Below are 22,645 nucleotides of genomic sequence, written 5' to 3' on the forward strand. Positions count from 1 at the left end.
GGGTATAATCATGAGACACTTTTCCCGTTCTATCAATAAGTTGTCGTCGGAGCGAGCATGACTTTTTTCTCACAATTGGTTACTCATGCTGATAAGTCGTTTTTACGTCGACTATTTGCTATCGCATTACCCATTACTTTACAGAGTATGATGTTCTCCAGCCGTGGCTTAGTAGACGTGTTGATGCTTGGTCAGTTGGGTGAGGCAGAAATTGCGGCTGTGGGTGTTGCAGCTAGAGCGACCTTTGTTACTACAATTATGTTGCTTGGCGTAACAACTGGTGGTGCGTTGTTAACGGCGCAATATTGGGGGGCGGGCGATAAAGTGGGGGTGCGCCAGAGTACTTCACTCACTTGGATGATCTCCATGGTATTCGCGGCTTTCACTGTCGTGTTATTTGTGTTGTTCCCCGAGCCCATTATGCGTCTGACAACAGATTCAGAAGAAGTGATTCGTCTTGGTGCCGATTATCTGGTGATCTCATCGGTCAGCATGTTTGCCGTGGCTTGTGTTGCCAGTATGGCGGTGGGTTTACGCGCCATGCATCAACCGGGGTTAAGTACGTTTTTTAGCGGCATCGGCATTCTGTCTAATATCTTTCTTAACTGGGTGCTTATTTTTGGGCAATTTGGCTTTCCTGCGATGGGGATTAAAGGGGCTGCCATTGCGACGGTCATCAGTGGCGCAATTGAAGTAACCTGTTTATTCAGTTATCTGTGGTTTAAAAAGCACATCATTGCTTTTGGCTTGGATGACATTCGTGCCAGCTTAGTGTTGGATAAAATCACCCGTTTCTTAAAACTTTCCCTTCCGACAACATTTAACTTCCTAGCATGGGCGGGCGGCTTGTTTGCTTATCACGCGATTATGGGACAAGCAGGCGTGCAAGGCTTAGCGGCATTGTCAGTAATGACGCCCGTAGAGTCGATTGCTCTTGCTATGATGATTGGCTCGTCTAACGCTGCTGCGGTATTGGTGGGTAATCAATTAGGCGCAAAGAACTTTGGTCCGGTTTACTACCAAGCGTGGGCAACCGTGATTCTCAATGTGTTGATAGCTGTTGTTGTCGCGATTTTACTTCTGCTCTCAAACCAACTTATTCTCGATGCCTTTAGTGCTCTAACGCCAGAAACGCGCCACCTAGCTGAACAGTTTATGGTGATTCTTGCGATCGGTGTGGTTCTTCGCTCTGTACCTATGATGGCTATTGTTGGTGTACTTCGTGCTGGTGGGGATGTGAAGTTCTGTTTATACCAAGATCTAATCGCGCAATGGGTGATCAGTATCCCTCTTGCTGCTTTTGGTGCAATTTATCTTGGTTTTGAGCCTCAGTGGGTTTATTTGCTGTTTTTGACCGAAGAAGTGGTGAAGTGGGGAACATGTCTACACCGCATGGCGAGCAAGAAATGGATGAAAAATTTGATCGAAGCTTGAATGGTGTCGCGAGACAAGTTGCATTTGTACTCTGATAGTGTGATCAACTATTCAAAATACTTCCTACCAACAGGATTTTAGTGTAGATTCTGATTCCAATTTTTAAACACCATTTGAGCGGCAAAATCAATGTTAAAACTGTCAGACCTATGTAAAGGCTATGTAGACGGGGGAGAATTTCATCCTGTACTACAAGGGGCAGAATTAACATTACAACAAGGTGAACAAGTTGCATTAATGGGGGAAAGTGGCTCAGGTAAAAGTACCTTACTTAACTTGATAGCTGGTCTTGATACCGCTGATTCTGGCGAGATCCAGTACCCAAGTTTCGCCATGCACAGCGCTCCAGAGCACTTAAGAACTCTATACCGCCGCAACAATATTGGTAATATCTTCCAGCAGTTTAACCTACTTCCTACTTTGAACATCGCTGACAACATCCGTTTTTGTCGCCAATTAAAAGGCTTACCAGAAGATAAAGGCTTGTGGCGTCAAATTCTTTCAGCTCTAGACCTTATGCCGCTTTTAGGTCGTTACCCTGAAGAAGTCTCTGGTGGTCAGCAACAACGTGCAGCGATTGCTCGTGCCTTGTACATGGAACCGAAAATCCTGCTTGCCGATGAGCCAACTGGTAGTTTGGATGAGCGAAATGCTGAAGCGGTAATGCGTTTGCTAACGAGTCTTGCTCGCCAGTTAGAGTGTACTTTGCTGCTGGTGACACACAGTGAAAAAGTGGCTGAACACATGGAAGGTCGAATCCGTCTTCAAGGAGGACAGCTACATGTTATGGCCCGTAGTTAAGGCACTACTCGGTCATTACCGTCGCTATCCACTTCAAATCATTCTTGTTTGGCTTGGTTTAACCCTCGGGGTGTCCCTCCTTGTCGGTGTGACTTCTATTAACCAACACGCTAAACAGAGCTACGAAACCGGTGAGAAACTTTTTTCAAACCCTTTGCCTTACCGTATTCGTACTAAGCATTCTGCTAACAAAATTCCTCAGGGCTTTTATATTCAATTACGTCGCGCTGGTTTCAACCAATGTGCGCCTTTTGATATTCTTCATCTCGATACGAAAGCCGACTTAAGCCTGATGCTAGTAGGCGTTGATCCTGTAGCGCTGTTGCCGCTTCACCAAGGTAAATCACTTAAAGACCTTCCTATGTTGTCTTTAATGAAGCCTCCGTATCCTATCCTTGCTAGCCAAGATCTGGCTGCACACATGCAATGGAATGATGGCGACTTTATTGAGCTCAATGATGGCAGTCGACTTGGACCGCTAAAAGTCGATACGGACAACTTACTCTCTGGCACTCGCCTCGTTACCGATATTTCTCTTCTTCGTATGCTTAAGCGCAGCTCCGGTTTGTCCGCTATTGCTTGTGGTGAAATGTCCGAAGAGAAAATGTTGGCACTAAAAAATATGCTGCCAAACGGTATGACACTGGTGCGTAACAGCCGCTCCGAATTAGAGTCACTGACAAAAGCATTCCACATGAACTTAACGGCGATGGGTATGTTGTCGTTCTTAGTTGGCTTATTCATCTTCTATCAAGCAATGTCGTTGTCTTTTATTCAACGTCAGCGCTTGGTTGGTATCCTCCGTCAAACGGGGGTGAATGGCATGCAATTGGCGCAAGCGCTTATGCTTGAACTGACCATCCTTGTTCTTGTTGCTTGGGCGTGTGGTAACTTCTTTGGTCTTATTTTGGCAAATGAGCTTATCCCTGCTGTCTCTTCAAGCTTGAGCGATCTTTATGACGCAAACGTCGGTTTGACGATTGGCTGGTCATGGGAGTCGAGCCTGTACAGTTTGGCAATGTCAGCGATGGGCGCTTTGATTTCGTGTCTGTGGCCGCTGATTCGCTTGTTAAAGTCACAACCGATTCGACTTTCTTCTCGGTTGTCTCTGATGCGTTTTGCTGGGCGAGAGTTCTCTTGGCAAGCTTTCGCGGCGTGTGCGTTCTGTGTAGCTGCAGTTGCCGTCTATCAAGCGCCAAAAACTCAAGAGTCGGGATTTGCGATTATCGCACTCATGCTGATCAGTGTGGCGTTGTTTATGCCGTTTTTGATGTGGCATATGTTCCAAAGCTTCTCTTACTCACTGCGTTGGGTTCGTGTACGTTGGTTCTTTGCCGATGCTGCAGCAAGTATGAGTTATCGTGGTGTAGCAACCATGGCATTTATGCTCGCATTGGCAGCGAACATTGGCGTGGAAACCATGGTGGGCAGCTTCCGTGATACAACGGATAAGTGGCTGAGCCAACGCCTTGCGGCTGATATCTATATTTACCCAACTAATAACTCAGCAGCACGCATGAGTGCTTGGTTAAAAGAGCAACCCGAAGTGGATGCTGTTTGGTGGCGTTGGGAAAAAGATGTCCCTACTGAGCGCGGTGCATTACAAGTGGTGAGCACGGGTTCTTCAGAAGGGGAGTTGGACTCTCTTACGGTGAAACTAGGCGTTCCAAATTACTGGTATCACTTGCACCATTCTAAGAGTTTAATGGTAAGTGAATCCATGGCTTTGAAGCTCGACATTCGCCCTGGCGACTATATCGACCTTCAACCTCCTTTAGGGGGAGGTTGGCAAGTGGTTGGCGTGTACTACGATTATGGCAACCCATATAACCAAATCATGATGTCTCATCGTAATTGGCTGTACGCGTTTGCGGGCTCTGGTAATGTTGGACTTGGTGTTTTGCTGGAAGATAATGTCAATGGCGAAGGCTTGAAGCGTAGATTAGAGAACGTATTCCGTTTGTCCCAAGACCGAGTCTTTGATAACAACAATATCTACAACCAAGCTATGCGTGTGTTTGACCATACCTTTGCTATTGCAGGCACCTTGGGCAACATCACTCTGATCATTGCGGTATTTGGTTTGTTCTTTGCAACACTTGCGGGAGAACTTTCTCGGCAAAGACACTTCTCACTACTGAGGTGTATGGGTGTATCAGGCAAAGAACTAGTCATGTTGGGTGGTTTACAGCTATTTGTCTTCGGTACCATCTCAGCCATCATTGCGGTCCCACTTGGTTTAGCATTGGCACACTTGATCGTTGATATCATCATTAAACAATCATTTGGTTGGTCGCTAGAGTTACAGACGATTCCTTGGGAATACGCTCAAACGATCGCTTGGGCAATGTTGGCGATCATGATAGCAGGAGCTTTACCTGTTATCAGGATGATTAAGAGCACACCAATGAAGTCATTGAGGGATGCGTTGTAGTGAAAAACATGAAACTCAAAAAGCTGCTATCTCTTTCTGCATTAGTGTTTGTCGTATTTGTCACCCTCGCGGGCATGACTCTTTATTTTACGTATTGGGCGGAAGCGACAGCAACTGAACAAAGTGAAATCAGCGATGTATTAAAGCGCGAAAGTAAGACTATCTTCGAGCCAGTTCTACCAAATGAGCACGTTTCGCTGCCGCATGATTTCCGTTTTCATCCAGATTACCAACATGAATGGTGGAACTACTTTGCGAAGGTGCAAGACAAGCACGGCAAGGTTTACAACATTCAATGGAGTTATTTCCGCGTTGCTACCGACGAGCGTGATACTCGAGGTTGGCAAAACCCACAATTGTTTATCTCTCATATTGTCGTCAGTTCTGGCTCGCATGTTTGGAAAGAGCAGCGTGTCGCTCGTGGAGGGATTGGGCAGGCGGGCATGACGAATCGTCCTTTCCGTTTATGGATTGACAACTGGACTTGGCGTGCGCTTGGCTCCACACCATTCCCAGGAAATCTTGATGTCTCGACCGATACGTTTGCAATTGACTTAAATACTACAACGAGCGGTCCTTTTGTTGTTAATGGTGACAAAGGGTTCCAAGTTAAACATGCGCTGCAATCTATCGCGTCTTTTAGCTTCAGTGCGCCGTTTCTCAATGTCAAAGGTACCCTTACCCTTAATGGACGTGAAATCCCGGTATCAGGCTCTGGATGGACACAGAAGGAGTGGGGAAGTGGTCTGATTGGCGAAGGGCAGCAAGGTTGGGATTGGTTTGTGTTTAACCTTGATGATGGACGAGCGCTTACAGTGAGTCGTTATCGTCATAATGGTCAGGTTCCTCATTTATTCGGCACACTATCAACGCGTTCTGGCAAGGTGATAAACCTAACAGAAAAAGAGCTGACGATGACGCCACTGCACGTCACTAACTTGTCTAATGGAAGAAGGCTACCGCTTCAGTGGATCATCAATGTCCCCGGGCAAAACATCAATTTAACGACACGGATCATAAAATCGGACATGTGGCTTCCTTTTGTGATTCCATATTGGGAAGGACCGATACTCGCATCGGGTTCCAATGAAGCCTGGGGTTTTATGCAACTCACCGGTTACTAGAAACAACGAAAAAGCCACCCAACAAGGGTGGCTTTTTTGTTACTGAAACACGCAGTTTTCGGTGTAAAACCGCACGTTAATCACGAAAATTAGTCAGATATTATACTAACTTAATAGTAGTCTATGTGAATAGATTGAGCTTATAAGGAGATAGGCAGGTCTTGTAAATAATTATGTTCTTGTTGAAAAATACGATGTTTCGTAAATGAAACCTCGGAAAAATCGAAGTTTAAACTCTAAACAAGCGATTATTCTAAAATTTTCAGCAGCTATACACTCTCATCATTCTTTGTTAATCGTTTATTAAGATAATAAATATAAGGGCGACACCATGAACGATGTCATTCGTGACTTTTTCAAAATGGAATCCGCAGGCGGTATCCTTCTTGTGATTGCAGCAGCAATCGCTATGACCATTGCAAACTCACCGCTTGGCGAAAGTTATCAAGCAATGCTGCATACTTATGTATTTGGTATGTCAGTGTCTCACTGGATCAACGATGGCCTGATGGCTGTGTTCTTCCTATTAATCGGTCTTGAAGTAAAGCGTGAGCTGCTTGAAGGCGCACTTAAATCAAAAGAAACCGCAATCTTCCCTGCAATTGCAGCGGTAGGTGGTATGTTAGCTCCGGCACTTATCTACGTTGCTTTCAACGCAGGTGATGCAGAAGCGATTTCTGGCTGGGCAATTCCTGCGGCAACAGACATTGCGTTCGCTCTAGGTATCATGGCGCTTCTTGGTAAGCGTGTTCCTATCAGCTTGAAGGTTTTCCTACTTGCGTTGGCGATCATTGATGACCTTGGTGTGGTTGTGATTATTGCGCTGTTCTACACTGGCGACCTATCAACGATGGCATTGATTGTCGGCTTCATCATGACGGGTGTCTTGTTCATGCTGAACGCAAAAGAGGTCACCAAGCTAACACCTTATATGATTGTCGGTGCGATACTATGGTTTGCCGTACTTAAATCTGGTGTTCACGCAACACTTGCAGGTGTGGTTATCGGCTTCGCTATCCCACTTAAAGGCAAGAAGGGCGAGCACTCTCCACTGAAACACATGGAGCACGCACTTCACCCATACGTAGCATTCGGCATTCTTCCTCTGTTTGCTTTTGCAAATGCAGGTATCTCACTAGAAGGCGTATCGATGTCAGGTCTGACTTCAATGTTGCCTCTGGGTATTGCGCTGGGTCTTTTGGTTGGTAAACCACTTGGTATCTTCACATTTAGCTGGGCTGCAGTGAAAATGGGCGTGGCTAAGCTGCCAGAAGGTGTGAACTTTGTACATATTTTCGCTGTGTCCGTGTTGTGTGGTATCGGCTTCACCATGTCGATCTTCATCTCGTCACTTGCGTTTGGCAATGTAAGTCCAGAATTTGATACTTACGCTCGACTAGGTATCCTGATGGGCTCAACGACAGCTGCTGTAATTGGTTACGCATTACTGCACTTCTCCTTGCCAAAGAAAGCGGCTGAAGAAGTCGCAAGCGAGAAAAAAGCGTAAGCTAAGATAGATAATTTAACGAAAGCCTCCCGACAGGGGGGCTTTTTTGTATCCGAGGTTCGGTGAAGTTTGTTCAACGTAATACAAGGTTAAGCGAAGGCGGTAAACTCAAATGACAGACGAAAAAAAGCCCAGACGAAAAATTGTCTGGGCGGATACAAACATAGGAGTTAATAAGAAAAAGCAGCAATGTAGCAACTAGATAGAAACAAGTTTGACGGCCTGTGAAACTTTAAATGCCCTAGTTGTTACAGTAATTCAGACCGAGACAATTCCAAACAGTTCCATTTTTTTTAGAATTTTTTTTCACAAAACAATATTCGCTTTAAATTCATTCCGTTAAGTTCGCACTTCTTTTGTCTGGTCAGACCAATGCTTGAAAATGTGATGTTAATCATTTGTTAATCTCAGGTTTCGGGAGTATATTTCAAACAGTTGTTTAATACGAGTGATTGAAATGGCCCCGAGAAGTACAACTAAAGAAAAAATACTCGATGTAGCAGAAGGACTATTTGCAGAATACGGCTTCAATGACACATCACTACGAACCATTACTGGTAAGGCGAATGTCAACCTAGCTTCGGTTAACTACCACTTTGGCGATAAGAAAACGCTGGTGAGGGCAGTATTAGACCGATACCTAGAAGCGCTAATGCCAAATATTAAGACGTCTTTGATCGAGTTAAACACGCGCGATGATTACAACATGGATGAAGTGTTTGAATCGCTACGTTTGCCTCTAAGAGCACTGAATGATGTGCGTCCGAATGGTACTGCGTTATTTATGTTGCTAATTGGTCGTGGATATACCGATGTCCAAGGTCATTTACGTTGGTTTATTAGTACAAGATATGAGGAAGTGCTAAAGCTGTTTATGTTTTCCATCATGAAAGCAAATTCGGAATTGACGGAAGAACAGTTGTTCTGGAGATTGCACTTCACACTAGGCACTTGTGTTTTCACTATGGCATCAAGCCAAGCGTTAACCGAGATTGCAGAAAGTAAGTTTGAAAAAGAGGTCGATGCAAAGTCTGTCGTTGATCTTCTGATTCCATACTTGTCGGCAGGTATGTCAGCCAAGTAAACAAAATTAAATCAATAATAAAATAAGTTAAAGCCGCGAGCGGTGACGTGAACAAAAGGATCTGAACTATGAGCTCTCTACGAAGAAAATGGATTAGTGACCCAGCATTCAAAATGTTTAAGAAAGTACTCCCTCCATTGTCGAGCACGGAAAAAGAAGCGATGGAAGCGGGTAGCGTATGGTGGGATGCTGAGCTGTTCTCAGGCAAACCTAACTTTACGACGTTACATCATTATCCAAAACCTGCGCTTTCTTCTGAAGAACAAGCTTTCATGGACAATGAACTCGAAACATTGCTTGAAATGCTTGATGATCAAAAGATCGTTAAGGAAGACAGAGATCTTTCGCCTGAAGTATGGGAATACTTGCGCAAAGAGCGTTTCTTCTCGTTAATCATTTCAAAAGAGTATGGCGGTCGTGAGTTCTCAGCACTGGCTAACTCGACCATCGTTTCTCGCATCGCAACACGTAGTATCAGTGCTGCGGTATCAGTGATGGTTCCAAACTCTCTGGGACCTGGTGAGTTGCTGTCTCACTATGGTACTCAAGAACAGAAAGATTATTGGTTGCCGCGTTTAGCAGATGGTACGGACATTCCGTGTTTCGCCCTTACAGGTCCAGAAGCGGGCTCTGATGCCGGTGGCATTCCAGATCAAGGCGTAGTGTGTTACGGAACTCACGAAGGTGAAGAAGTTCTTGGTATCCGTGTTAGCTGGAATAAGCGTTATATCACTCTAGCGCCAGTAGCAACAGTTCTTGGGTTGGCATTTAAGCTTCAAGATCCTGATGGTCTACTTGGCGACAAAAAAGACGTGGGCATTACTTGTGCACTTATCCCAGCAGATCATGAAGGTGTGGAGATCGGTGAGCGTCACGACCCACTAGGGTCTGCATTCATGAACGGTCCAACACGCGGTAATGATGTATTCATTCCAATGGAATGGTTGATTGGTGGTTCCGAATACGCAGGTAAAGGCTGGCGTATGTTGGTGGAATGTCTATCGGCTGGTCGTGGTATCTCTCTTCCTGCACTTGGCACCGCGATTGGTCACCTTACAACGCGTACAACCGGTGCTTATGCATATGTTCGTAAGCAGTTTGGTATGTCGATTGGTAAGTTTGAAGGTGTGGCAGAAGCGATGGGTCGCATTGGTGGTTTAACTTACCTGTTGGAAGCGACACGAACGCTGACAACCACTTCTCTGGATATGAAGGAGAAGCCGGGCATCGTGACCGCAATTGCCAAATACCACATGACCGAAATGGCTCGTACTATCCTGAACGACTCTTTCGATATTCATGCAGGACGTGCAATTCAAGATGGCCCAATGAATTACCTAGCTAAGCACTATTTGGGTATTCCCGTTGCGATTACCGTTGAAGGTGCAAATATCCTGACTCGCAACTTGATGATCTTCGGTCAAGGTGCGACACGTTGTCATCCATATGTTTTGAAAGAAATGGAAGCAGCAGCAAACCCAGATGTAAAAGAAGGCGCAAAAGAGTTTGACGAATTGTTGTTCAAACATATTAAACATGCGATGGGTAATACTTTTGGTGCTCTTGGCGCGGCATTGACAGGTTCTCGCTTTGTTAAAGCGCACATGAGCGGTCCTACGCAGCAATACTATAAAGACATCACGCGCTTAAGCCGCGCACTTGCAGTGAGCGCAGACTTTGCAATGTTAACTCTAGGTGGCGATCTGAAGCGTAAAGAAATGATCTCTGCACGCCTCGGTGATGGTTTGAGTTACTTGTACATGGCGTCCGCTGCACTTAAGAAGTACGAAGATGAAGGTCGTCAACAAGGTGATTTGAACTTTGTGCACTATGCCGTTCAGCACTGTTTGTACAACGCATCGAAGTCGCTTAATGAAGCGTATTCAAACTTCCCAGTGAAATACGTCGGTGGCGTTCTGAAAGGTCTGTTGTTCCCATTGGGTAATCACTTCAAAGCTCCAAGCGATGAGCTCTGTGTGAGCCTTGCTGAGGCAATGATGACGCCTGGAGCTCAACGTGACCGAATGACGAGCTTATGCTACATCGGTCAATCAGAGGATGATAGCGTAGGGCTCATGGAACGAGCGTTCCTTGCGATGTACGACGTGAAGCCTCTTGAACGCAAACTGATGAAAGCAGCGAAAGATGGCAAGGTAGCGCGTAAAGGTTTATTGCATGACCGTCTACAACAAGCATTCGAAGCGGACGTACTTACTGAGCAAGAAATTGATCAAATTATGGCAGCAGACAAACTGCGCTATAAAGCGATTCAAGTCGACCATTTTAGCCACGACTTTTCAGAAGTTCGTACTAATGCACCAAGCAAAAAATCGCATTTGAACTCGGCAGCGTAATACGACCGCGTATAAAATAAGAAAAGCACCTCAATTGAGGTGCTTTTTCGTGTTTGAGCCTATAGCTTTTTTGTTGAGTGCTCCAACCACTTGCATTTTCGCAGCATTTTTACAGAAATTAGGTGCGAAGTAGGGCTGAACCTTTTATCCTAGCAACGTTTTTTAAAGGAAGTTGAATATGATCATCAAACCTAGAATTCGTGGATTTATCTGTACTACTACGCACCCAGTGGGTTGTGAAGCTAACGTAAAAGAACAAATTGCTTACACTAAAGCGCAAGGTCCAATTAAAAACGCGCCAAAACGCGTTCTTGTTGTGGGTGCATCAAGTGGCTACGGTCTATCTTCTCGTATCGCTGCGGCATTTGGTGGCGGCGCTTCAACTATTGGTGTTTTCTTCGAAAAAGAAGGCACAGAGAAGAAGCCAGGTACAGCAGGTTTTTACAACGCGGCTGCTTTCGAGAAGCTAGCTCGTGAAGAAGGTCTGTACGCGAAAAGCCTAAACGGCGACGCTTTCTCAAATGAAGCAAAACAGAAAACAATCGATCTGATCAAAGAAGACCTTGGTCAGGTGGATATGGTGGTTTACTCACTGGCTTCTCCAGTACGTAAAATGCCAGAAACGGGTGAACTGATCCGTTCAGCACTTAAGCCTATCGGTGAAACTTACACGTCGACTGCTGTTGATACCAACAAAGACGTAATCATCGAAGCAAGCGTAGAGCCTGCTACTGAGCAAGAAATCCAAGACACAGTAACCGTAATGGGCGGTGAAGACTGGGAACTATGGATTAATGCACTATCAGAAGCTGGCGTTCTAGCAGATGGCTGCAAAACTGTGGCGTACAGCTACATTGGTACAGAGCTTACTTGGCCGATCTACTGGGATGGTGCTCTAGGTAAAGCGAAAATGGACCTAGACCGCGCAGCAGCAGCACTTAACGAGAAACTATCAACAACTGGCGGTAGCGCAAACGTAGCGGTACTTAAGTCTGTTGTGACTCAAGCAAGTTCTGCAATTCCTGTCATGCCTCTTTACATCGCGATGGTGTTCAAGAAAATGCGTGAAGAAGGCGTACACGAAGGTTGTATGGAGCAAATCTTCCGTATGTTCAGCCAACGTCTTTACAAAGAAGACGGCAGCGCAGCAGAAGTAGATGAAGTAAACCGTCTGCGTCTGGATGACTGGGAACTACGTGAAGATATCCAGCAACACTGCCGAGATCTATGGCCACAAATTACCTCTGAAAACCTAAAAGAGCTGACTGACTACGTTGAGTACAAAGAAGAGTTCTTGAAGCTATTTGGCTTTGGTGTTGACGGTGTGGATTACGAAGCAGACGTTAACCCAGCAGTAGAAACAGATTTCACTCAAATCTAATCGTTTCTAACGGTATTAAAAAGGCGCTCATTGAGCGCCTTTTTTGTGTCTTGAATCTCTGTGCTGAATAATGAGCGCTGCTTGAACACACCTGAAAAGCGCGCTCAAAGAGATTAACTCAAAATAATCAGAATCGTACCGGCTAAAGTCATTAAGATATTGGCAATCGCGTAGGTACCTGCGTAGCCAAGGGCTGGAATAGTCGACTTCGCGTATTCGTTCACTACGTCCATTGCTGGCGCACACGTACGAGCACCGATGATGGCACCAAAGAGTAGAGCACGGTTCATCTTAAGTACGTAAGCGCCAACTAGGTACGCGAGCACGACAGGCACAACACTAACGATAAATGCCAAACCGATGATTTGTGGACCCACTTGAGTTAAGTGTTCAAACATCTTGCCACCGGCGCTTAAGCCGATGCCAACCATAAAGAACATCAAACCTAAGTCTTTGACCATATTCAATGCCCCTTGCGGTACATAACCGAAAGTAGGGTGGTTCGCTCGTAGGAAGCCCAGCGTGATGCCTGAAAGCAACAGGCCAACTGCGTTACCTAGGCTGAATGACACTTGACCAAACGTCATGGTCACCAAACCAAACATAATACCTAGAATGAAGAAGCTACAGAATGCGAGCAAGTCTGCCATCTGGCTGTGGATCGAGATGAAACCGATTTTCTCGGCGAGGCCATGAACACGACTCTTCTCACCACTTACTTGGAGCACATCACCTTTGGCTAGAACAATGTCTAAGTCCATTGGCATTTCAATTTGGGCACGCACGACGCGGTTCAAGAAACAGCCGAATTCCGATAGATTCAAATCAGATAGGCGCTTACCAGCAATTGCATCACTTTTAACCACGATCTCTTCTTCGACGATTCGAAGGTCTAGCAAGTTACGGTCGAATACTTCTTTACCGTTGCGAAAGCTTGGATCAAGACGTGCATGGCTATCTGGGAAGCCTACCAATGCGATTTCGTCACCTTCTTGCAGGATTGCATCACCGTCTGGGTGAGCAAGGATACCATTACGGCGAATACGCTCTATGTAGCAGCCTGTTTGGCGGTAAATGCCCAACTCACGAAGGTTCTTACCATCTGTCCAGTCAATCAGCTCAGGACCAACGCGGTACGCGCGGATGATTGGCAAGTAGACCTTACGTTGGCTAGAGTTACCCAATCCACGTTCTTGCGCAATTTGCTGAGCTGAATCGGATAGATTCTGCTTTTGCAGTTTTGGCAACAGTTTGGCGAACATGATCATACTGATCAAACCCACCAAATAAGCCATCGCATAACCAACCGATAGATTTTCTAATACTAAAGAAAAATCCATGTTTCGTGGGATGGTTGCAAGACCAGAATTCAACGCATCTTGTGCGCCCACCAATACAGGCGTAGCGGTAAGAGCGCCGGCCATCATACCCGCAGATAGACCAAAATCGAGTCCCATGTAATGGCTACAGAAATAGGTTAACCCTACCGCTGAGACTAATACGGTCATGCTCAAAATAAAATAATGTTTACCGTCGCGGAAAAATATGCCGAAAAAGTTTGGACCAGCTTCAATACCTACACAGTAGATAAATAGCATAAAGCCGATGGTTAGGGCTTCTGCGTTAAAGGAGAAACCAAGATGACCCATAACAAGAGAAGTAATGAGGACGCCTATGGAGTTACCTAACTGTAGGTTTCCAAAGCGAATTTTACCAATGGCAAGACCAATTGCTAATACGACGAAGATTAGAAGAATAGGGTTTTGTTCAAGAAGGTGTACGACGTCTATGTTCACTGTGTGGCTCGGTAAAGTGTGTGCCAAATAAAAGATTAAGAATTGCGAATTGTAACTAAATATAGCAAAAAGATAAGTGAATTTTTTTAGGTTTTACTATTACTTGACGTAAGGGAATAACAAATTGAATAAACAATAAAAAAGCCGCTAATAGCGGCTTTTAAAAATTCAGTAATTTGGATTACTCGTCGAATAGACCTAGGTGCTCTTTTGCGTAAGCTTCAAAATCATCACAACCACCAATGTGTGTTTGGTCGATGAAGATTTGAGGAACAGTTTCTACTGGCTTACCAACTGTTTTCTCTAGGTCAGCTTTAGAAATACCTTCAGCGTGGATGTCTACGTAACGGTAGTTGAAGTCATCACGTTTTGCTTTAAGTGTTTCTGCGTGCTCTTTCGCGCGAACACAGAATGGGCAAGCTGGGCGACCAAAGATAACTACGAACATAATCTTATTTCTCCTAAAATCTATTCTTTTTGAAAGCACAACTAGACTTCATGTCGGTACATGCTTTCGTTTCTTGAGACAACTATGCCCGATCCAGATACGGAAATAAAGCAGCATTTACCTCTTGTCTCGATAGGCGAAATCTATCGTATAAAAACTAAACACGCACTAAGCTTAAAGCCATGAAAAGTCACTTTTTAGAATGATTCTTAACCGCAAAAGCACATGACGTAAGTATGTGAAGTGACGCATAAAAACACACTTTTTGAAGGGTTAATGGCGGCAAGGTGCACTTGGTCAACTTTTTTTGGTGGAAAGCATAGCACTCTAGTGTGAGTTGTTGTTTTGGGGAGGAAGTGTATGTTTCAGTTTATGACTGCGACACGGATTATCTTCGGCGAGGGAGCACTCCAATCTTCGCTGTCTGTAATCAATCAATTTGGCTACAGCGTTTTACTGGTGACTGGTAAAGATACGCAACGTGCCACACCTATCATTAATTATCTAAAAGCGCAGAACATGCGTTATCAACACGTTGCCATCAATGGTGAACCTAATATCACAATGGTAGAAGAAACCGCAGTGCTTGGACGTAAGTTCCAACCTGATATGGTTATCGCGATTGGAGGGGGTAGTGTCATTGATATGGGCAAAGCGCTCGCGGCGATCATACCTAACCAAGGTGACGTCTATGACTACGTCGAAGTCGTTGGAAGAAACGTTCCTTTGAAAACCAAGCCGATTCATTTTATTGCTATTCCTACGACAGCAAGCACAGGGTCAGAGGTAACCAGAAATGCTGTGCTTAAATCGGGGCAAGACCAAGTGAAAGTAAGCTTAAGAAGCCCGGAAATGCTCGCAGACGTTGCGATTGTTGATCCAACCTTAACCTATGGTACTGATCAGTATACTTCTGGTCGTGGCGCGATGGATGCGTTTACTCACCTTATGGAAGCCTACGTTTGTGGTGATCCAAATCCTCTTACCGATATGGTGTGTGAAGAAGGTTTACGTCGCTTAAGCCGCTCAGTAATTGCAGGGTGTAAACAAGACAGTCACAAAGCCAGATCAGACCTTTCTTTTGCGGCACTTTTAGGCGGAATGGCAATCACAAATGCCAAGCTCGGCGCTGCGCATGGTTTAGCTTCCGCATTGGGAGGCAAGCTTGATGCGCCGCATAGTGTGATTACTGCACGTCTGGCTCCGCATGTGATGCAAGAGAATATCAATGCGGCAAAGCAAGCAGGACGAAGTGATGTGATCAGTCGTTATAAGCGTTTAGCGCAATTAGTGACGGACCGAACTAATGCCAATGAGCACGATGGCGTGCTTTGGGTAAAAATGGTGTTAGATAAGCTAGCGCTACCTCAGTTAGGTAAGTTTGGAGTATGCCAAACTTCTTTTGAGCAAGTTGCGGATGATGCTTTGAAGTCAGTAGCAATCAAAGGCAACCCCTTACCCCTTACGCAGGATCGGTTGGTGTACATTCTTCGTCAAGTTTGTGATTGTAGCGATGCGTGTGTAGGAGAGAGTTCGCATCACGTAAGTTCAGTAGAAGTGCTGGAGTCTCGCTCAGATCTATCGGATGTGAATCAATAGAAATACGACCTGAACAGATACGAAAAGGGGAGCTATTTAGCTCCCCTTTCTATTTTTTATTACAGACTAAGTCGATTCGTTAGTATTGACTTAGCTTATCGTAGCGGCTGTCTTTCAATGCGTCTTTTACTCGCTTTAGGTTTTCACGGAAGCCAGTACCACGGCGCAGCGTGAAGCCTGTTGCTAGGACATCGATAACCGTCATTTGTACTACGCGACTTGCCATTGGCATATACACGTCGGTATCTTCTGGCACGTCTAGTGTAATAGCCAGTGAACTCGCTTTCTCTAGTGGTGAGTCTTTTGCTGTGATTGCAATAACGGTTGCACCGTTTTCACGTGCAAGGTTCGCAATCTCAACTTGGCTCTTAGTACGACCTGTGTGAGAAATCAGAACGATAACGTCATTGTCGCTACAGTTAATGCAGCTCATGCGTTGCATTACGATATCTTCAAAACAAGTAATAGGAATGTTGAAGCGGATAAACTTGTTTTGAGCGTCGCGTGCGACAGAAGAAGAAGCACCTAGACCGAAGAATGAGATGCGCTTCGCTTGAGTCAGGAGATCAACTGCACGATTAACTTGCATCGCATCAAGGCTGTTTTTTGCGACATCTAAACACGCCATTGTCGATTCGAAAATCTTGTGCGTGTACGCATCAGGACCATCGTCTTCTTCCACATTACGGTTAACGTAAGGCGTACCATTGGCAAGGCTTTGCGCAAGGTGAAGTTTAAAATCTGGGAAACCTTTGGTATCCAGACGACGACAGAAACGGTTAACAGTAGGCTCACTCACGTCAGCCATTTTAGCTAACGTTGCAATGCTTGAATGAATTGCAGTTTGTGGAGACGCCATAATCACTTCCGCAACTTTGCGCTCTGACTTACTGAAATTCTCCAGATTTTTTTGAATTTTTTCTAATGTATTCATAGTGTTCACGAGGGTATAGAGAACAACTCGCTGGCTCTGCTAACGAATGGAAACCCAAAGGCTTCTCGGTCTAGAGGGGCGTTAACGAAAACTACCAGCGCCATAAATTCAGTATAAACCCGATCCTCAATCTGGCTAAACCAAATACGGTTACTATTTCGTGAGAATTTGACAAGCCTCAAACAAAATGTTGTAAAAACTACAGAATTGGATGTGGGATCGATGGTTTGTTGCTCTAGTGGCACAATAATGATGATTGAGTTACATCAAAAAGAAAGAAATTTTCAATTTGATGTAACTCACATTGGCGCTTAAGAATTGAGAATGTCGTCGACAGTTTCTTCAATTTTTGCCATTAAGCTTGGGGCTTGTTGAGCAATTTCGCGCTGCTCGTCCAATACCGCACTTAGAATGTCATTGGTCGTCAATGGGTTCGCTAACACAACACGGAATACAATGGTGTTCATGCGTTGCCATTGGTCTGGGTTCAGTCGAGTACGTGACACAAAGGACTTACCTGTTTCACGCTGGCGCTTTTGGATAAACTGAGTCAGTTGGTTGAGTAACTCATTCAGTCTCTCTTTCTGCGTACCTTGTGCTTTCTCTAATGCTGCGCGCATATTGGTTGGCAAATAACGGTAAGTCAGCAGACAAAGCTCAGGCTCAGACACTAACTCAAAGTCCTCTTGCTCGTTAATAAGATCAGCGAAGTAGCGCGCTTTGGCGATACTCTGGTCAATCAGCAGTTCATAACCAGGTCGGCTAATGATATGCATTGCCGCGTAAACCAACATCGCCATACCGGAGCGAGAGCCTTCAAGGGTGTGGCTACCTAGGTCTTTTGAGCCCTTACGCAAAATGTATTGTGCGTGGTGCTCGATTGACTTCATCGCATCTGGGTCTTTAAACAGAACCATACCTGCACCCATAGGGATGTAGAGTTGTTTATGCGCGTCAATCGTCACAGAGTCTGCAAGTTCGACCCCACCAAGTAGGTGACGATGATTGTTCGACATCAGTGTCGCACCACCCCATGCAGCATCCACATGGAAGTGACAATCGTGTTCAGCACACACTTCAGCGATTTGAGGAAGCGGGTCAACGCTACCGGTTTCTGTCGTACCAGCAACACCAACCACCGCAATAGGCTTGATATTTTGCGACTCAAGTTCCGCAATTTTTGCTTTCAAGTCATCAACGATAATGCGGTTGTTTGCGTCTGTTTTGACGGCAACTAATCCTTCTTGACCAAGCCCAAGTACGTCGGCAGCTTTCTTCAGTGAGTAATGCCCACGCTCAGAAACCAGAATTGCCAGCCCTTCATAGCCATAATGTTTCATGGCTTTGAACAGACCTTCTTTTTCTACCCCTTTGAATGCGCCATCTGCTCTTAGTGCTTTATTGCGAGCAACCCAAAGCGCAGTAATGTTCGCGATGGTACCGCCAGAACAAAATGCACCGAGAGAGTGCTTCGCGCTGTGCATCCACTTACGGTAGAACTTGTCGTCCTGACCATAAATAAGGCGATGCAGCATACCAAGTACTTGGCGTTCAAGTGGTGTGAATGCTTTCGAAGTTTCAATCTTTACCAAGTTTTGGTTCAAGGCGATCATGATCTTCGACAGCGGCATTAAGAAATACGGCAGGGCAGAAGTCATGTGACCAATAAAGCTTGGCGCAGAGGTATGAACCGAGTGAGATACCAAGGTATCTAGTAGGTGCTCGGTATGGTCTGACACGAACTCTGGTTGCTCAGGAATCTGAGCAGAAGAAAAGTCTTTCTCAATTTCACGTAAAGGCTTTTCTTCTGCCACGATGTGTTCACGAAGAAATTTGTTCAAGTTCTGGGAGAGACTCTCGTCGATTTTGGTCAACGTAGAATCTGGACCTTCAGGAATTGTGAAGATCTTTAACAAGCTCTCGAAGCTAACGTCAGCGGTTTTTTGTTCCTTAACCATAGCAAAGAATCTTTGTAGTTATTTTGGTAATGCGAGCGGCACAATCTAAACCAAAACGGGCGCAAAGTCCCGTTTTAATTATTGAAACCCATGTTGCTGAAATGAAATTCTAGGGCGAGGTTTATTCACACTTCTGCTTTTCAATCTTAGCAATTGATTGATTGTACTTATTAAGCGCAGAATCGATCTGTTTTGGGTGGCTCAATAAGTCAGCAAATGCAGAACGTAGGTCATAGTTCTTTGGATGGTTCGCCGATTGACGATCACTAAACGTTTTTTGTGCAGCTTGACCGAGCTCATCACTGCGTGTTGCAAGCTGCTTCACATCGTGTTGTTCTAGCTTGAGCCACGCTTCAACAGGTTGCTCTGTAGCAACACGGCTAGGATCATTTTTCAGGAAGTAATGTACCGCTTCACGGTTTAATTCAAAGTGGTGTTGGCGACCTTCTAAGAACCATTGACTTACTTCTTTCAAATCTGGGTATTGAGTAACGGTTAGGTCTACAAGGTCTTGATACCACTGTAAAGAGGCGTCTATATAACCGTCGTATTTGTTTGCAAGACATTGCTGGTCAGCAGCAAAGGTAAAAGTTGAGCTTGTAGCGAGGAGCGCTGCAACGACAAAGCGTTTCATTGTTATTCCTTTTTGGTTGAATTCCCTTTGTAACCCCAATAGGCACTATGCCTTGCCTGTTACTGATTACCGATCCAAGAGTTTAAAAATCAAAGGGCTCGATAACTAAGCGGTAATCCAGAAAATTCTCTTTGAATTGAGCATTTTGAGGTTACGTGGGTATTTGAATTTTTGCCGTATTGTAATGGATGTTAATGAATATTCCTGAGATCTAGCTAGCAAGAGACACAAAGAAAAGCATCATGACAGGCACCAATAAGCTCAAAATAAAACCACTTACGATCGCGACAGGCACACATCGAACACCTCCAGTTGTCTGGATGACTGGCAGGGTAAAGTCCATTGCTGTTGCTCCTGCGTAACCAATGGCTGTTGAAGGGTAGGTGCGAATAAACAATGGAATAGCAACTAATGCGACCAACTCACGCATCAATTCAATCAAGAAGGAAGCGCCGCCAAAAATGGGACCAAATGCATCACCCATCAAGATGCCAGCTAACGAATACCAACCAAAGCCAGAAGACATTGCCAGCGCTTGGTAGAGTGGTAAATCCAAGATCACTGAGGCAATTGCACCACCGAGCATACAAGTTGCAATAATGACTGTCGCAATCGCCATGCCTTGTTTGTTCAACAGAATCTGCTTAAGGGTTAAGCCGCTATTGCGCAATTGAATGCCAATAAAGAACAGTAGAAGAAATAAAATCCATTCGCTCGCTGTATCCACCCAAGAAAGACCAATTGGCAAGATCAAACCGGCAATCAAACCACCACCAACGACGACAACAAGCTTGATTGATTCTAATGCCATAGAAGACAGTGGGAGTTTTTTCTGGTTTTGGTCGGTTTGCAAAGGAAGCAGTTTATCGACTAGCGGCAAGGCAAGTAGGTTACAAGCGCCCAAACAGACGAAGAAAGTACCAGCGTAAAGCAAGATGGTTTGCAAGTTGCTGCCGAGGTTGTCGAGTGCAGCAAGGCTTAAACCCATCAAGGAGAGAATGACGTAAATCAGGTATGAGGTCGACTTGTTGATTTTTTCAAGTATCGACGCCTGAGAAATTGGAATTAAGTAGCCCACCACCAATGGGGCAAAGATAAATAGCATCCCTGAGAACATAAAACTCAATGATTCCTTTATGAGGTAAGCAAAATACGTAGCCACGCATAAACAGCTCAGAATACTATCTGATGCTTAGCGTGGCTTAAAATGAAGTATTGAGAGATTAAAGACCGCTTGCGCTTAGAACTTCTTTAATTTCACAATGGAAGTCAGTATCACTCATATTGCTCAACTCGTACAAGATTTCTGCACCCGTTAAATTGAATTCCACTTCATGATCTTCAATGCGTTCATCTTGGTTACGGAACATTAATAAGTGGTTTGCGATACGAGCAATATCCAGGTAGCTGACTTCTGGGCGCGATGCTTCATATTTTTCATTCGATGAAACCTCACGGAAATCATTGTCAAAACCCCACTTCTCCAATACTAATTTGCTTGTCGCAGAACAGCGCGTTTGGAATATTTGTAGTGCAATATCTGCATCTAAGTAATTACCACGATCAAGATATAAGTGGTATTCGTTGATGAGACAGAACAGACCAATATCCGCCAACAAACCTACTAATAGCGCTTTTTCTTGCTCTAGGTGACCGTATGTCGCTGGTTCATGCTTACGGAACTCTTGGACAACCAATACCATGGTTGCGCCTAGCTCACGAGAAACCGCGGCACTTTTCACCAATATACTATTGCAGTCTTTAGAAAGGTTGACCGAATGCTTTAACTGTTCAATTGCTTGAGCTGTGACGATATCCCTCACTCGTAAAATGCCTAAGCGAGATACCGCTGTTGTCAGGTCATTACAGGTAATATTACGGCGATTAAAAATCACGGAATTCGCGACGCGAACCACAACCGCAGCAAGACTAGGATCTTCTAGTAACGCATTTGCGACGTCGGAAATCGTGGTGTTTTCTTCTGTGCAGAGTTGCTGGATTTTAAGTACGACATCAGGGATAGGAGGAAGGGAGATTTTCCCGGTAGAAATTGATTGTTCTACTAGGTGAGCGAACTCAGATTCGAGTGCTTTTATAAGCTTATCTTTATTATTTGGTAGCCAAAAAAATGATAGATGTTCCATTATGACGTTGTGCTAGAGAGCTTTCGTACAGTGTACCTCCACACTATGTTGCTTATCAATTAAATACCTATTTCACGTTCGCAATTGCCGCATTTATCACCATGATGTTTGATTTTTGGCAGTTGCTGTGTCAAAAAAACATCGCTTAAGGATGAGTAAATGTGAAACTAATCACGTATGTGGAATTTGTAGTTCGGCAACTGTGACATAGATCCTAACTTATTTTTCAACGTTAAGTATGATTAAGACAGTTGGTGAGCGCAATTCACAAAAATATCGCCAACATATCGACAATTTATAATTCGCTATAAGCTGCTGTTCATCTGGTGACATCGCTAATCGGGGTAATTTATTCCAATTACAGAGGTCAATGGACATGACAGACCAAGCTTTTTTTAACTATGTAAGCAATTTTAGTGAGTACCAAAAACGTTCAATGTTTGGCGGGATTGGTTTATTCAGCAACGACGCAATGTTCGCACTAGTAAGTAACGACTGTTGTTATTTACGTGGTGGTAACGGGTTAGATGAAGAATTTACTCAACTAAACTGTGAAAAATATAAGCACGTCAAAAAACAAACGACGGCAACCGTTAACTACTATGATGTAACCGATCTATTTGACTCAGGTTTTGCGGGTCTAGACGCGTTGTTACAAAAATCGATTGAATGTTCTATTAAGGAACGTAAATACCAAAAGTCTTCAGCCAGTAGACGTTTGCGTGACCTACCAAATATGCAGTTGACGCTAGAGCGTATGGTCAAAAAAGCAGGTATTGATGACGTAGAAACGTTTTTGGAACTAGGACCAGTAGAAGTATTTAATAAAGTAAGAGTGACATACGGTAGTGATGTTGATGTGAAGCTTCTATGGAAGTTTGCTGGCGCCACTGATGGTATTCACTGGAAGCTGCTCCAAGAACCACGCAAGAAACAACTGCTGGCAATGTGTGAATAAATCGCTTTAGTTTCACGATGATTGACTCGTTTAGGATGAAGTTAGCGAGTCATAA

At 44.6% G+C, this 22,645-nt stretch carries 17 protein-coding genes; 10 read left to right on the plus strand and 7 right to left on the minus strand.

Annotated features, from left to right (window positions below):
• Nucleotides 1-57: 57 nt before the first annotated feature.
• The 8 genes from MHO32_RS11045 to fabV all read left to right on the plus strand — a co-directional run bounded on the left by MHO32_RS11045 (nt 58) and on the right by fabV (nt 12,119).
• The gene (locus tag MHO32_RS11045) at nt 58-1,434 is read left to right on the plus strand and encodes an MATE family efflux transporter (RefSeq protein ID WP_005450606.1); all 1,377 of its coding nucleotides are present in this window, start codon (nt 58-60) and stop codon (nt 1,432-1,434) included.
• A gap of 129 nt (nt 1,435-1,563) precedes the next feature.
• On the plus strand, nt 1,564-2,235 hold the full coding sequence (locus MHO32_RS11050; RefSeq protein ID WP_005428554.1) for an ABC transporter ATP-binding protein: 672 nt from the start codon (nt 1,564-1,566) through the stop codon (nt 2,233-2,235).
• Complete coding sequence (locus tag MHO32_RS11055) at nt 2,216-4,669, plus strand: ABC transporter permease (protein WP_009698130.1); 2,454 nt, start codon at nt 2,216-2,218, stop codon at nt 4,667-4,669. Before MHO32_RS11050 ends, MHO32_RS11055 begins: the two co-directional genes overlap by 20 nt.
• Complete coding sequence (locus MHO32_RS11060; protein WP_005450604.1) at nt 4,669-5,793, plus strand: lipocalin-like domain-containing protein; 1,125 nt, start codon at nt 4,669-4,671, stop codon at nt 5,791-5,793. The genes MHO32_RS11055 and MHO32_RS11060 overlap by 1 nt, the downstream gene beginning before the upstream one ends.
• A 331-nt stretch (nt 5,794-6,124) precedes the next feature.
• Nucleotides 6,125-7,300 (plus strand): Na+/H+ antiporter NhaA, encoded by a 1,176-nt coding sequence (nhaA, locus tag MHO32_RS11065; protein WP_005444559.1) that lies wholly within the window; start codon nt 6,125-6,127, stop codon nt 7,298-7,300.
• 457 nt (nt 7,301-7,757) lie between these two features.
• Nucleotides 7,758-8,384 (plus strand): TetR/AcrR family transcriptional regulator, encoded by a 627-nt coding sequence (locus tag MHO32_RS11070; protein ID WP_005444555.1) that lies wholly within the window; start codon nt 7,758-7,760, stop codon nt 8,382-8,384.
• A 68-nt stretch (nt 8,385-8,452) separates the two neighbouring features.
• Nucleotides 8,453-10,738, plus strand: a complete 2,286-nt coding sequence (locus MHO32_RS11075) for an acyl-CoA dehydrogenase (RefSeq protein WP_009698128.1) — start codon at nt 8,453-8,455, stop codon at nt 10,736-10,738.
• Nucleotides 10,739-10,916: 178 nt separating this feature from the next.
• Nucleotides 10,917-12,119, plus strand: a complete 1,203-nt coding sequence (gene fabV, locus MHO32_RS11080; protein ID WP_005444550.1) for an enoyl-ACP reductase FabV — start codon at nt 10,917-10,919, stop codon at nt 12,117-12,119.
• A gap of 113 nt (nt 12,120-12,232) precedes the next feature.
• Here fabV and MHO32_RS11085 read toward each other — a convergent pair whose 3' ends face one another.
• Together MHO32_RS11085 and MHO32_RS11090 are read right to left on the minus strand one after the other, a co-directional pair.
• Nucleotides 12,233-13,915, minus strand: a complete 1,683-nt coding sequence (locus MHO32_RS11085) for an aspartate:alanine antiporter (protein ID WP_005444545.1) — start codon at nt 13,913-13,915, stop codon at nt 12,233-12,235.
• Nucleotides 13,916-14,096: 181 nt separating this feature from the next.
• On the minus strand, nt 14,097-14,363 hold the full coding sequence (locus MHO32_RS11090) for a GrxA family glutaredoxin (RefSeq protein ID WP_005428550.1): 267 nt from the start codon (nt 14,361-14,363) through the stop codon (nt 14,097-14,099).
• A 360-nt stretch (nt 14,364-14,723) separates the two neighbouring features.
• Between MHO32_RS11090 and MHO32_RS11095 the strand changes: the two genes are divergently transcribed.
• Nucleotides 14,724-15,962, plus strand: coding sequence for an iron-containing alcohol dehydrogenase (locus tag MHO32_RS11095; RefSeq protein WP_009702965.1), 1,239 nt, complete (start codon nt 14,724-14,726; stop codon nt 15,960-15,962).
• A gap of 79 nt (nt 15,963-16,041) precedes the next feature.
• Here the strand turns inward: MHO32_RS11095 and MHO32_RS11100 are convergent, their stop codons facing one another.
• The 5 genes from MHO32_RS11100 to MHO32_RS11120 form a co-directional block, all read right to left on the minus strand.
• On the minus strand, nt 16,042-16,896 hold the full coding sequence (locus MHO32_RS11100; RefSeq protein ID WP_005444542.1) for a MurR/RpiR family transcriptional regulator: 855 nt from the start codon (nt 16,894-16,896) through the stop codon (nt 16,042-16,044).
• A gap of 311 nt (nt 16,897-17,207) precedes the next feature.
• On the minus strand, nt 17,208-18,854 hold the full coding sequence (gene panP, locus MHO32_RS11105) for a pyridoxal-dependent aspartate 1-decarboxylase PanP (protein ID WP_239211847.1): 1,647 nt from the start codon (nt 18,852-18,854) through the stop codon (nt 17,208-17,210).
• Between the two features lie 121 nt (nt 18,855-18,975).
• Nucleotides 18,976-19,488 carry a hypothetical protein gene (locus tag MHO32_RS11110; RefSeq protein WP_005444538.1) on the minus strand — a complete coding sequence of 171 codons (513 nt, stop codon included), beginning with the start codon at nt 19,486-19,488 and terminating at the stop codon, nt 18,976-18,978.
• A 211-nt stretch (nt 19,489-19,699) separates the two neighbouring features.
• Nucleotides 19,700-20,605: a lysine exporter LysO family protein gene (locus MHO32_RS11115; protein ID WP_239211850.1), complete on the minus strand. Its 906-nt coding sequence runs from the start codon at nt 20,603-20,605 to the stop codon at nt 19,700-19,702.
• 106 nt (nt 20,606-20,711) lie between these two features.
• Nucleotides 20,712-21,632: an HDOD domain-containing protein gene (locus tag MHO32_RS11120; protein WP_005444535.1), complete on the minus strand. Its 921-nt coding sequence runs from the start codon at nt 21,630-21,632 to the stop codon at nt 20,712-20,714.
• A 370-nt stretch (nt 21,633-22,002) separates the two neighbouring features.
• Here MHO32_RS11120 and MHO32_RS11125 point away from each other — a divergent pair, with 370 nt between their 5' ends.
• Nucleotides 22,003-22,590 (plus strand): TfoX/Sxy family DNA transformation protein, encoded by a 588-nt coding sequence (locus MHO32_RS11125; protein WP_005444533.1) that lies wholly within the window; start codon nt 22,003-22,005, stop codon nt 22,588-22,590.
• The last annotated feature ends 55 nt before the right edge of the window (nt 22,591-22,645 follow it).

The organism is Vibrio sp. MMH1-50 (assembly GCF_022347645.1).
GTDB lineage: Bacteria > Pseudomonadota > Gammaproteobacteria > Enterobacterales > Vibrionaceae > Vibrio > Vibrio harveyi.

Coding starts and splice junctions, on each gene's coding strand:
- MHO32_RS11115 (WP_239211850.1), bottom strand. CDS start 20,605: ATGTTCTCAGGGATGCTATTTATCTTTGCCCCATTGGTGGTGGGCTAC.
- MHO32_RS11125 (WP_005444533.1), top strand. CDS start 22,003: ATGGACATGACAGACCAAGCTTTTTTTAACTATGTAAGCAATTTTAGT.
- MHO32_RS11045 (WP_005450606.1), top strand. CDS start 58: ATGACTTTTTTCTCACAATTGGTTACTCATGCTGATAAGTCGTTTTTA.
- MHO32_RS11120 (WP_005444535.1), bottom strand. CDS start 21,632: ATGGAACATCTATCATTTTTTTGGCTACCAAATAATAAAGATAAGCTT.
- panP (WP_239211847.1), bottom strand. CDS start 18,854: ATGGTTAAGGAACAAAAAACCGCTGACGTTAGCTTCGAGAGCTTGTTA.
- MHO32_RS11070 (WP_005444555.1), top strand. CDS start 7,758: ATGGCCCCGAGAAGTACAACTAAAGAAAAAATACTCGATGTAGCAGAA.
- MHO32_RS11075 (WP_009698128.1), top strand. CDS start 8,453: ATGAGCTCTCTACGAAGAAAATGGATTAGTGACCCAGCATTCAAAATG.
- MHO32_RS11100 (WP_005444542.1), bottom strand. CDS start 16,896: ATGAATACATTAGAAAAAATTCAAAAAAATCTGGAGAATTTCAGTAAG.
- MHO32_RS11095 (WP_009702965.1), top strand. CDS start 14,724: ATGTTTCAGTTTATGACTGCGACACGGATTATCTTCGGCGAGGGAGCA.
- MHO32_RS11055 (WP_009698130.1), top strand. CDS start 2,216: ATGTTATGGCCCGTAGTTAAGGCACTACTCGGTCATTACCGTCGCTAT.
- MHO32_RS11090 (WP_005428550.1), bottom strand. CDS start 14,363: ATGTTCGTAGTTATCTTTGGTCGCCCAGCTTGCCCATTCTGTGTTCGC.
- fabV (WP_005444550.1), top strand. CDS start 10,917: ATGATCATCAAACCTAGAATTCGTGGATTTATCTGTACTACTACGCAC.
- MHO32_RS11050 (WP_005428554.1), top strand. CDS start 1,564: ATGTTAAAACTGTCAGACCTATGTAAAGGCTATGTAGACGGGGGAGAA.
- nhaA (WP_005444559.1), top strand. CDS start 6,125: ATGAACGATGTCATTCGTGACTTTTTCAAAATGGAATCCGCAGGCGGT.
- MHO32_RS11110 (WP_005444538.1), bottom strand. CDS start 19,488: ATGAAACGCTTTGTCGTTGCAGCGCTCCTCGCTACAAGCTCAACTTTT.